The sequence below is a fragment of the Tabrizicola sp. genome (genome assembly GCF_041911175.1).
Taxonomy (GTDB): domain Bacteria; phylum Pseudomonadota; class Alphaproteobacteria; order Rhodobacterales; family Rhodobacteraceae; genus Tabrizicola.
The window spans coordinates 41870-52297 of the sequence record NZ_JAYRPN010000016.1 but is presented as its reverse complement, the minus strand read 5'-3'; the positions used below and the strand labels follow the sequence as shown (position 1 = coordinate 52297).

9 protein-coding genes and 1 pseudogene are annotated in these 10428 nt (G+C 65.4%); 6 read left to right on the top strand and 4 right to left on the bottom strand.

The features are described 5' to 3' along the window. Positions 1-2 precede the first annotated feature (2 nt). The 4 genes and pseudogenes from ACE3P6_RS02160 to ACE3P6_RS02145 form a co-directional block, all read left to right on the top strand. Entirely contained in the window at positions 3-974 is a 972-nt protein-coding gene (locus tag ACE3P6_RS02160) for a GlxA family transcriptional regulator (protein WP_374391316.1), read from the top strand. Positions 975-1104: 130 nt separating this feature from the next. Continuing rightward, the gene (locus ACE3P6_RS02155; RefSeq protein ID WP_374391315.1) at positions 1105-2433 is read left to right on the top strand and encodes a DNA cytosine methyltransferase; all 1329 of its coding nucleotides are present in this window, start codon (positions 1105-1107) and stop codon (positions 2431-2433) included. Next, on the top strand, positions 2426-3226 hold the full coding sequence (locus ACE3P6_RS02150) for an endonuclease (protein WP_374391314.1): 801 nt from the start codon (positions 2426-2428) through the stop codon (positions 3224-3226). Before ACE3P6_RS02155 ends, ACE3P6_RS02150 begins: the two co-directional genes overlap by 8 nt. Positions 3227-3256: 30 nt before the next feature. Further along, positions 3257-3367, top strand: a pseudogene (locus tag ACE3P6_RS02145) (type IIL restriction-modification enzyme MmeI); the annotation flags it as partial. Between the two features lie 117 nt (positions 3368-3484). Here the strand turns inward: ACE3P6_RS02145 and ACE3P6_RS02140 are convergent. After that, entirely contained in the window at positions 3485-4342 is an 858-nt protein-coding gene (locus ACE3P6_RS02140; RefSeq protein ID WP_374391313.1) for an EamA family transporter, read from the bottom strand. 138 nt (positions 4343-4480) lie between these two features. On the opposite strand from ACE3P6_RS02140, the gene ACE3P6_RS02135 reads away from it, so the two are divergent. Further along, positions 4481-6850 carry a DUF1989 domain-containing protein gene (locus ACE3P6_RS02135; RefSeq protein ID WP_374391319.1) on the top strand — a complete coding sequence of 790 codons (2370 nt, stop codon included), beginning with the start codon at positions 4481-4483 and terminating at the stop codon, positions 6848-6850. Positions 6851-6957: 107 nt separating this feature from the next. Beyond that, positions 6958-7341 (top strand): group II truncated hemoglobin, encoded by a 384-nt coding sequence (locus ACE3P6_RS02130; protein ID WP_374391312.1) that lies wholly within the window; start codon positions 6958-6960, stop codon positions 7339-7341. A 7-nt stretch (positions 7342-7348) separates the two neighbouring features. Here ACE3P6_RS02130 and ACE3P6_RS02125 read toward each other — a convergent pair whose 3' ends face one another. Genes ACE3P6_RS02125 through cbiB form a run of 3 tightly spaced genes read right to left on the bottom strand, consistent with a single transcriptional unit; the run spans position 7349 to position 10335 of the window. Further along, the gene (locus ACE3P6_RS02125; protein ID WP_374391311.1) at positions 7349-8254 is read right to left on the bottom strand and encodes a glycosyltransferase family 2 protein; all 906 of its coding nucleotides are present in this window, start codon (positions 8252-8254) and stop codon (positions 7349-7351) included. Beyond that, a complete protein-coding gene (locus ACE3P6_RS02120) occupies positions 8254-9411 on the bottom strand; it encodes a lytic murein transglycosylase (RefSeq protein ID WP_374391310.1) in 1158 nt (385 codons plus the stop codon). The genes ACE3P6_RS02125 and ACE3P6_RS02120 overlap by 1 nt, the downstream gene beginning before the upstream one ends. A gap of 24 nt (positions 9412-9435) precedes the next feature. Next, a complete protein-coding gene (cbiB, locus tag ACE3P6_RS02115) occupies positions 9436-10335 on the bottom strand; it encodes an adenosylcobinamide-phosphate synthase CbiB (protein ID WP_374391309.1) in 900 nt (299 codons plus the stop codon). Positions 10336-10428: the final 93 nt, after the last annotated feature.

Genomic DNA, 10428 nt, shown 5'->3' with positions numbered 1-10428 from the left:
TCCTGATGTTCCCCGGCTTCCCGATGGCCTGCCTGACTTCGGCCATCGAGCCCCTGCGCGCCGCGAACGAGATCACCGGGCGGCGCGAATTCATCTGGTCGCTGGTGGCGGAGGCCGCCGCCCCGGTGCGATCCAGTGCCGAGATCGGCTTCGAGCCCGACGTGACGCTCGCCGACCTGGAGACGGTGGACCACCTCTACCTCCTCTCGCCGCCCACCGCCGAATACGCCGACCCCCGCCGCAGCCCGGCCAAGCTGCGCTGGCTGGACCGGACCGGGGTGACGCTCGGGGCCTTCTCGGGCGGCATCTTCCCACTCGCCCGGGCGGGCCTCCTGGAAGGGCGGCCCTGTTCGGTGCACTGGTGCTATGAGGCCGCCTTCAAGGCCGATTTTCCGGCGGTCGAGGCGCGCGAGGTGACGATCCTGCGCGAGGGCCGCCGGATCACCGCCTCCGGCGCGGGCGCGGTCTTCGACGCCATGCTGCGCCTGATCGAGGAACGGCTGGGCCGCGACTGCATGACCGAGGTGGCCTGCTGGTTCCAGCACCCCTTCGTCCGCGATGCCGACGCCAGCCAGAAGGTTCCCGTCGCCCGGGCAGGCGGCACGACCGACAGCCTTCCGGCGGCGATCCGCGAGGCGATCCGGCTGTTCGAGACCCATGTCGAAGACCCCCTCCGCATCCCCGATGTCGCCACCGCCGTTGGCCTCTCGGGCCGCCATTTCGAACGCATGTTCAAGCGCGAGACCGGGCAGAGCCCCTTGCGCTATTACCACCACCTGCGGCTGATGAAGGCGCGGCAGCGGGTGCTCTACTCCAACGATTCCCTGCGCGAGATCGCGGCCTCGGTCGGCTACATGACCTCCAGCCCGATGATCCGGCATTACACCGAGTTCTTCGGCGTCTCCCCCCGCGACGAACGCCGCCTGACCCAGACCATGCGCCGCGCCCCCGCAAGAGTGGAAGCGGCGGAGTAGCTTCCCAAACCGCCGCCCCCATGCCACAACCGCAAGCATGAGGTGGCAGTCGGAAAACCAAACAAACCGATCGACAATCTTTCCCGGCTCGACTACTCTTTGGGCGAATCGAAGAAGGTTTGCAGCAGTCATGCGTCCCATTGGCATTGACCTATTCGCAGGAGCCGGAGGCCTTAGCCTTGGCTTCGAGCAGGCAGGATTCGATGTGGTGGCAGCCGTCGAGATCGACCCTGTTCATTGTGCGGTCCACAAGTTCAATTTTCCGACCACGGCTGTAGTCCCCCGCTCCGTCGAGCGTCTGTCCGGGTCGGAAATCAGGATTGTCGCCGGATTAGGAAACCGACCTGTCGATTGCGTTTTTGGTGGCGCACCGTGCCAAGGATTCTCGCTGATCGGACAGCGTGTCCTGGACGATCCTCGGAACAGGTTGGTCCTGGACTTCGTGCGGATCGTTGCTGAGCTTGATGCGAGAACCTTCGTTTTCGAGAACGTGAAAGGTCTGACCGTCGGTGAGCACAAACGATTCCTGCACGAACTGGTGACTGCTTTCGAGGCGCGCGGCTACGAGGTCCGGTTGCCTTGGCGCGTGTTGAACGCGGGCAACTTCGGCACTCCGCAATCCCGCGAGCGGCTGATCCTGTTCGGCGCGAAGAAGGGCACCACGCTGCCTGCCTATCCCGAACCTGCCACCACCATTTCCGGGCAGCAGAAAAACGATGGATTGCCCTACGGACCCACCTGCGCCGAAGCGCTCGACGACCTTCCGGATGCCGAGACCTATCCGCTCTTGGTACACACCGACGAAGTACATGTCGGCACCTTTGGCGCTCCGTCCCGCTATGCCGCCGAAATGCGTTGCCTTGGAAATGAGGCGTGGCACTTTGGCCACCCGCGTCTCTGGGACCCGACCATGCTGACTTCAAGTGCCCGCACTGACCATACGGATATCTCGCGGGAACGCTTTGCCGAGACAAGAGAAGGAGAGATCGAGCGAATCAGCCGGTTCTTCAAGCTGCCCTCTACAGGGGTGTCCAACACCTTGCGGGCCGGGACGGACGGCGCTCGCGGGGCCTTCACCTCGCCCAGACCGATTCACTACCGCTACCCGCGTTGCGTCACGGTCCGCGAAATGGCCCGGCTACATGGCTTCCCCGACTGGTTCCGCTTCAATGTCACGAAATGGCATGGAGCCAGGCAGATCGGCAACGCCGTCCCGCCCCCGCTGGCGCGGGCCGTCGCTGCGCAAGTCATTGCCGCCCTAGGTATTGTGCCGTTGCGCCCGACCGATCCGATATCACTTGGCGATCCGGCCCTTCTTGGCATGGACGTATCGACCGCCGCCGCTCACTTCCGCATCGCAGCACCGAAGTCCGGACGGGACCGCAAGAGTGGGGCAAAGAAACGGACGCAAGCCGAGACGGAAGCCGAGCGGCGGGCGGCGCGTTTTGCGAATGGCTAAGCAAGACAATGGTGCGGGCTATGACCGGATCATCGAAAAGATTTTTCGCGATCATTATACAGATGGAACAACCGAGTTTCAGTTCATTCGACGTGAGATCGTTCAGACGCGCGACCAGGTTGCGCCTGAACTTGTCGATCTAAATCCCGGTGACGTTCCATATGCTTACCGCTATCGGCGGCCTCTTCCGAGTTACATTCTCAAAACTCAACCAATCGGTCTTGAGTGGGTAATCGAGGGCGCGGGTCGGTCCAAGTACAAGTTCAAGCTTGTTCGGTTTCAACGAATTCGACCGCGTCCCGATCTTGTCCAGATCGCCATTCCCGACGCGACCCCGGAGCTGATCCGCGCCTATGCTCTTGACGACGAACAGGCCCTTCTCGCGATCGTCCGCTACAATCGCCTGATCGACACCTTCCTCGGGTTGACCACCTACAGCTTGCAGAACCACCTTCGGACGACGGTCAAGGGCATCGGTCAAATCGAGATCGATGAACTCTACATCGGTCTGGACAAGCGAGGTTGCCACTACATCATCCCGGTGCAGGCCAAGGGTGGCAAGGATCAGATTGGCATCGTCCAGACGACGCAGGACATTCGCTTCGTCGAACAGAAGTTCCCCGGTCTGCGGGCTCGCGCGGTCGCGGCGCAGTTCATGGATGGTAGTGTGATTGCCCTTTTCGAGCTTGCGCTTGTCGATGACGAAATACGGGTTGTCGAGGAACGGCACTACCGCCTCGTGCCCGCGCGCGATTTGGATCGCATTGCGATACGGGCTTACCGAGACGAGTAGATCATTTCCCGCGTTTGACCATTCAACCTTTGCAAGGCGCACAGCGACCTCGACCGGGCGGTGGACCGGCTGTATCGGTCGACGGGTTTCACCTCGGACCGGGAGCGGTTGGAGCATCTCTTCTCGCTCTACGAAAAGCTGGTGGCGCCTCTGCTTGCAGGACCAAAAAGACGAGGACGGAAGTCTTGCGGAATCGTTAACGCCCGCAAGCAAGGCATTGGAATCATTGAGGCCGAAAATCTGTCCACCGTGGACAGGTCACTCCTGCAACCCCAGCACGGCGATGCCCCCGAAGACCGCAGCGATGCCCAGCCACTGCACCGAGCGCACCCTTTCCCGCAGGAACCAGGCGGCGAGGAGGACGGTCAGCACCCCGAAAAGCGAGGCGGTGACCGAGGCATATTCCGCCCGGGGCAGGGCACCCGCCGCAGTCACGAGGCCGAGGGCGACCGCATCGAAGGTGCCCATCAGGGCCAGCAGCCAGGCCTGCCCCCGTTGCGGCCGGACCAGGGCGCGCAAGGCGAACGCCAGCGCCACGACTGCCGCCAGCGCGACCAGGCGGCCGATCAGCATCGCCGGAAGCTCTGCCCCCTGCCGGGTCGCCTCTTGCCCCAGAGCGAAGGTGGTGGCGAAGCCAAGCCCGCTGAGCGCGGCCCAGCCGAGGGCGACGGCGGGCGGCGCGGCATAGCCTTCGGGCGCGTCGTCGCGGGCGGCCAGCGCGACGATGGCAATCCCGGTGACGATGGCCGCGACGGCCAGCCAGTCGGGCAGGGTGACGGGCTGGCCCTGGGCATGGGCGACGACCAGCGAAAGCATCGGATAAGCCCCGATCATCGGCGAGACGAGGCGGACCGGGGCGAGGCTGAACGCCTTGTAAAGCGCGCCGCCTGCGAGGGCATAGGCGAGGCCATAGGCGACCGAGACAGCGACGGCCGTCCCGGTCATCGCGGCCCAATCGCCCCAGGCCAGCGCGAAGGGGGCAAGGACAAGGCTGCCGGTCAGCAGAACCGTCGCGATGATCGGCAACAGCGCCGCGCCCTGGCTGAGCTTTCGCGCCAGAAGGTCATGCACCGCCCAGATCAGGGCGGCGGTCAGGCCGAAGCCGAGTGCCAGCATTTCACCGCCTTTTCCTGTCCTTGTGACCGTCGTTCCGCTTGTGTCACGCTGACCCTGACGCTATTCTTCTGGATGAACAAGTTTTATTCTTGTTAAACTTCTCGGCGCTGTACGGCCGATCAGATGACGGGAGGCACCATGCTCGATTCGATCTATCCCACTGTGGTTCCCGGGCCGCCGCGGCCAAGCCGAATCCTCACTCCGCAGGGCTTTTCCCGTCATCACGGGCAGGAACGCCATGTGGTGCCAGGGGGAGGCGCGCTTCTGCTGCAGCTGATGGTGGGCGACCGGGTGTCGCTCGTCAACGACGAGGGCGGGCAGCCGGTGGAGCTGGTTGCGGCGGCGAAAGACGGCCGGATCGACGCGATGCTGCTGGGACAGGTGTCGAACTCGGGCGCTGAGGGGCTGAAGGCGATGCTGGCGCAGGGCGACGACAGCCTGCAGCGGCTGCGCAAGGGGCTGGAGCGCCGCCAGATCGACCTTGGCAAGGCGGGGGCGCTGCGGCTGTTCTCGGCGGAGACGCCAGCGGGCGCTCGGGCAGAGCTGACGGCGCTGGATGAGGGCTGGCTGGTGGTGGCCGCCCCCGGCCTGCCGATGGCGCCGGAAGCGCAGGACACGGCGACGCCGGTGACGGTGCTGGTGCAACGGGCCAAGCCCAGGATGGTGGGGCAATACGACCTGCCCGATCCGCTGGCCGACCCGATCCTGGACCTGCGGGTGAAATCGGCGACGGCGGAAAGCTATTTCGTCAAGGCGGGGGACTACATCCAGATACTTGACGTCGATGGACGGCAATGCACCGACTTCCAGTGCTTCGACGCGCGGAAGCTGGACAAGGGCATCCAGCATGCGCTGGATGTGACGACCTCGCGCACGCTGATGGGCCATGCCTATTCGATGCCGGGTCTGCATTCGAAATACTTCGATCAGGACTGGGTGCCGCTGGTCGAGGTGGTGCAGGACACGGTCGGGCGGCACGACGCCTTCGCGATGGCCTGCGCGGCGAAATACTATGACGACATCGGCTATCCCGGCCACGTCAACTGCTCGGACAATTTCAACAAGGCGCTGGCCGGGCGGGGCGTGGACCCGCGACCGGGCTGGATGGCGGTGAACCTGTTCTTCAATACGAACATCGATTCACATGGGGTTCTGGTCAGCGACGAGCCGTGGAGCCGCCCCGGCGACTATGTGCTGTTCCGGGCGCTGACCGACATCGTCTGCGTGAACTCGGCCTGCCCGGACGATACCTCGCCCGCGAACGGCTGGTATCTGAGCGACATCCATGTCCGCACCTATTCCGGGGCGGAGACATTCAGCCGGGCCATCGCCCACCGAACCACCCCTGCCTCGGAGCCGAAGATGACCAAGGAAACCGCGTTCCACGACCGTATCTCGGCCAAGACGCGCAATGTGGTGGAGTACAAGGGCTACTGGCTGCCGCAGGCCTATTCGTCCAATGGCCCGATCGAGGAATACTGGGCCTGCCGTCAGGCGGCGGTGGTGATGGACCTGTCGCCTCTGCGCAAGTTCGAGGTGACGGGGCCGGATGCGGAAGCGCTGATGCAATGGTGCGTCACGCGCGACATGAAGAAGCTGAGCCAGGGCCAGGTCGTCTATACTGCGATGTGCTATGAGCATGGCGGGATGCTCGACGATGGCACGGTGTTCCGGCTGGGCCGCGACCAGTTCCGCTGGATCGGGGGAGATGAGTATTCCGGCCTCTGGCTGCGCGAGCAGGCGGAAAAGCTGGGGTTGAAGGTGATGGTCCGCAGTTCGACGGATCAGCTGCACAACCTTGCGGTCCAGGGGCCGAACAGCCGCGAGATCATGAAGCGGATGATCTGGACCGCGCCGCATCAGCCGACGATCGAGGAGCTGGGCTGGTTCCGCTTCACCGTGGGCCGCGTCGGCGGGCCGAACGGCGCGCCGGTGATGGTGTCGCGGACGGGCTATACCGGCGAGCTGGGCTTCGAGGTGTTCTGCCATCCGAAGGACGGCTCGGCTGTCTATGACGCGGTCTGGGAGAATGGCGCGGACCTGGGGCTGAAGCCGATGGGGCTGGCCGCGCTGGACATGGTGCGGATCGAGGCGGGGCTGATCTTCGCGGGCTACGATTTCAGCGACCAGACCGACCCGTTCGAGGCCGGGATCGGTTTCACCGTGCCGCTCAAGTCGAAGACGGACGATTTCGTCGGCCGCGAGGCGCTGATCCGGCGGAAGGAGCACCCCAGCCGGAAGTTCGTCGGGCTGGATATCGGCTCGAACGTCGACGTTGGACATGGCGACTGCCTGCATGTGGGCCGGGCGCAGGTGGGGGAGGTCACGTCCTCGATCCGTTCGCCGATCCTGGGCAAGAACATCGCGCTGGCGCGGGTGGACGTGGCGCATGCCGAGGTCGGCACCGCGCTGGAGGTCGGCAAGCTGGACGGCCAGCAGAAGCGGCTTCCGGCGGTGATCGTGCCGCTGTCGCATTACGACCCGAAGAAGACGCGACCGCAGGGCTGAAGCATGCGCGGGAGCGGAATTTTTGAAAATTCCGGTTCGGAGCCTTCGAAGGCTCCGGTCCGATTTCTTCGAAGAAATCGGGGCCCGGAAGATGATGGGAGGGTGCAATGGAACCGATGATCGACCGGATCGGCGGGGAGCCGCAGGTTCAGCTCTTGGTGAACCACTTCTACGACCTGATCGAGACCCTGCCGCAGGGCGCCGTGATCATGGCGATGCACCAGCGCGGGCATGGGCTGGCCCATGTGCGGCCCGAGCAGTTCAACTTCCTCTGCGGCTTCTTCGGCGGGCGGCGCTATTACCACGAGCTGCACGGCCACATGAACCTGCGGGAAATCCACGCGCATGTGGAGATCCGCAAGCAGGATGCCGAGGACTGGCTGGCGGTGATGGACCGGGCGATGGTGGAAACCAACGTGGCCGAACCGGAGCGGGGGCAGATCATGGCGACCTTCCGCCGCGCGGCGCTGATGCTGGTGAACGTGGAGTAAATTCCCGTCAGAGCGTCCCGTCGCGCAGGGCCTGGACCTTCTGCCGCAACCCGAGGTCCGCAAGGATCACCCTGCCCACCTTCACCAGCTCGTCCCGCAGATCGACCGACAGGATCTGCGTGCGGCGATAGAAACGGTCGATTTCCTCAGGGTCGGATACGGCAAGGAAGGCCTGCAATTCCGGCCGGAACTGGTAGGCGCCCCTGGTCATCCGGAACGGTACGGCGGCCAGCCAGGCGGGTTTGTCCTGCGCGTGGAAGTGCAGAAGCTGCATCTCGGGATGCCAGTCGGGGGTTTTCACGAATTCCTTGTTGACCATCACGGCATGCAGGCGGGGCAAGAGGCCCGGCACCCGGGTCCGGTAGATGACCTTGCCAACCGTGTGCGACAGCATCCCGTCGCGGATCACCTTGCGGTAGGGGCCAAGCGCCGCACGGCGGCGCGGCCAGTGTTCATGCCGCAGCGCCCCGCGAAATTCGCGTGAGGTGTAGATGTCGTCGGGCAGAAGCGGATCATGCATCGCCTCGAACGGCTCCAGCTTCATCGCGATGGTGTCAGCCGGAGTCTCGTCCAGGATCGTGGCGATGGGGCGCGGAGTCAGGAGGAACTCGTCCACGTCGATATGGACGATCCAGTCGCTTGTCACCTTCTCGCGGTAGGTGAAGCGGGCGTTCTGGGTCTGGCGGGTCTGATGCTGCGGCGGGCGGGGCTTGCCGACGCGGATCCAGTGCGCCGCATCGCAAGGGGTGACGGTGACGCGGGGATGATCCACCAGGGGCTGCGGGATCGGCTGGTCGGGGTCGTCGAAGTAGAGCCAGAGATGGTCGGCCCCCAGCGAAAGGTGATGGGCGGCAAAGGCGAGGACCTTCTCCTCGGGGGCCTTGACGGTGGCGACAAGGCTCCAGCTGGCCATCAGAGCGCGTCCAGCAGCGCGCGTGTCGGCCAGCCGTCGGCGGGAAGACCGAGGCGGACCTGTTCCTTCTGCACCGCCGTGCGGGTCCCCGCGCCAAGGATGCCGTCGATCTTGCCGACGTCATGGCCGAGGGCGGCGAGTTTCTCTTGCAGGGCCGTCATGTCGTCGGGGCCAAGGGCGGGGTCGGGGTTGCCCGCCGCATAGGGCTTTGCCCCCTCGATCCTTGTGCCGAAATAGGCGGCGGTGGTGACGTAGACGAAGCTCTTGTTCCATTCGAAGAGCACGCGGTAGTTCGGGTAGATCAGGAAGGCCGGGCCCTTGCGCCCCTGTGGCAGGAGGATCGAGGCGTTCAGCCCGGGCGCAAGCGGCCCGTTGCGGGGGGAAACGCCAAGCGCCACCCAGTCTTCGGTGGGCTTTTCGGTATCAAGGCCGGTCTGCGCCCAGTCGAAACCCTCGGGCAGGGTGACTTCGGCCAGCCAGGGTTCCCCGGCGCGCCAGCCGTGGTGTTGCAGCATCCGCGCGCCGGAGAGGATCGCGTCGGCCTCCGATGTCTTCAGCAGGATCAGCCCGTCGCCATCGCCGTCCACGCCACGTTCCAGGATGTCCTTCGGCAGCATCTGCACCATGCCGATCTCGCCCGCCCAGGCTCCGGTGGTATCCAGCGCGAAGTCGTCCATCGCGTAGAGCTGCGCGGCGGCGAGGACCTGGGGCTGGAAGATCTCCGGTCTGCGGCAGTCATGGGCGAGGGTGAGAAGGGCGTTACGGGTGTTGAAATCGCCCTGGACCTTGCCGAAGTCGGTCTCGAAGGCCCAGAAGGCCAGAAGAATGCCGCGCGAGACGCCGTATTCGGTTTCAGCGCGGGTGAAGATGTCATCCAGCGCCTCGGATTTTGACCGGGCGGTGGCAAGGCGCGGCTTCGAGATCAGCGACTGCGAGAAGTCGAGGAAGGTTTTGCGGAAGACGCCCTGCGCGCGGTCGGCCTTCAGCACTTTCGGGTCCTGCTGCGCACCCTTGAAGAAGGCGGCGGCGGTGTCGGCGGGGATGCCTGCGGCGGTGGCCTCGGCCTGCATCGCGGTCAGGAAGTCGCCGAAATCGCCGCCACAGGGGGCGGCGGCGGCGGGGGTGGCGAGGGCAAGGGCGAGAAGGGCGGCGCGCATGGGATCTCCGGTGTTTCGGCGACCCTAGAGAAGCGCCCCGACCACGGCAACCGCCAGCAGTGCTGCCCAGACCCGCCAGAGCGCGTCGGCGGCGGCGTCGATGTCATCCGCACCGGGATCGCGGCGCCCCTCGGGCCAGACCCAGGGGTAGTTCTTGCGCACCCCGTTGTAGCTGCGCGGGCCGGAGAGGGCGACGTTCAGCACCGGGGCCAGCGCGCTTTCCGGCCAGCCGGCGTTCGGGCTGCGGTGTTTCGGCGCGTCGCGGAGGATGGGCCGGGGGTCGATCCAGCCGTGCGTCAGCGCGATGAGCAGTGCGGTCAGCCGGGCGGGGATCATGTTCAGGAGGTCATCGAGACGGGCCGAGGCCCAGCCGAAGTCTTTGTACTTCGGGGTCAGGTGGCCGATCATGCTGTCGGCGGTGTTGACCAGCTTGTAGGCGAGGATGCCCGGCAGGCCCGCGACCAGATACCAGAAGACCGGGGCGACGACGCCGTCCGACAAGTTCTCCGCCGCGCTTTCGATGGCGCCGCGAGCGATGTCGGGGCCGGTCATGCTGGCGGTGTCGCGACCTACGATCATGGCGACGGCCTGGCGACCCTCGGCGACGGATCGGCGAAGCGCGGTGGCGACGGCGCGGACATGGTCGACGAGGCTTTTCTGCGCGACCAGGATGGCGACGGTCAGCGCTTCCAGGACGCCGAAATCCGGCAGGACGTGGATCAGCCCGCCAAGGACAAGGCCGGTCAGGAGGAGGCCCGCGGCGACAAGGGTGCCCTTCAGCTTCAACTCGCCATCCCGGTTGAAGCAGGTGTCGCACCAGCCGACAAGGCGGCCCATCAGGACGGCGGGATGGGCCATGCGGTCCCAGAGCCAGCGGGGTTCTCCGAAGGCTGCGTCGAGAAGGAGGGCGGCGATCAGGATCATGCGAAGGGCTATTCCGCCGCTTTGGCTGATTCGCAAGCACTTCCGGGGGGTTGCGGCGATTTCGCGGCGCAGCATGGCTTTGGCGGGATCAGA

Bases quoted from the DNA above. Each gene is read 5' to 3' on its own strand.
- cbiB (WP_374391309.1), bottom strand. From the start codon at position 10,335: ATGATCCTGATCGCCGCCCTCCTTCTCGACGCAGCCTTCGGAGAACCC.
- ACE3P6_RS02130 (WP_374391312.1), top strand. From the start codon at position 6,958: ATGGAACCGATGATCGACCGGATCGGCGGGGAGCCGCAGGTTCAGCTC.
- ACE3P6_RS02135 (WP_374391319.1), top strand. From the start codon at position 4,481: ATGCTCGATTCGATCTATCCCACTGTGGTTCCCGGGCCGCCGCGGCCA.
- ACE3P6_RS02140 (WP_374391313.1), bottom strand. From the start codon at position 4,342: ATGCTGGCACTCGGCTTCGGCCTGACCGCCGCCCTGATCTGGGCGGTG.
- ACE3P6_RS02125 (WP_374391311.1), bottom strand. From the start codon at position 8,254: ATGGCCAGCTGGAGCCTTGTCGCCACCGTCAAGGCCCCCGAGGAGAAG.
- ACE3P6_RS02120 (WP_374391310.1), bottom strand. From the start codon at position 9,411: ATGCGCGCCGCCCTTCTCGCCCTTGCCCTCGCCACCCCCGCCGCCGCC.
- ACE3P6_RS02150 (WP_374391314.1), top strand. From the start codon at position 2,426: ATGGCTAAGCAAGACAATGGTGCGGGCTATGACCGGATCATCGAAAAG.
- ACE3P6_RS02155 (WP_374391315.1), top strand. From the start codon at position 1,105: ATGCGTCCCATTGGCATTGACCTATTCGCAGGAGCCGGAGGCCTTAGC.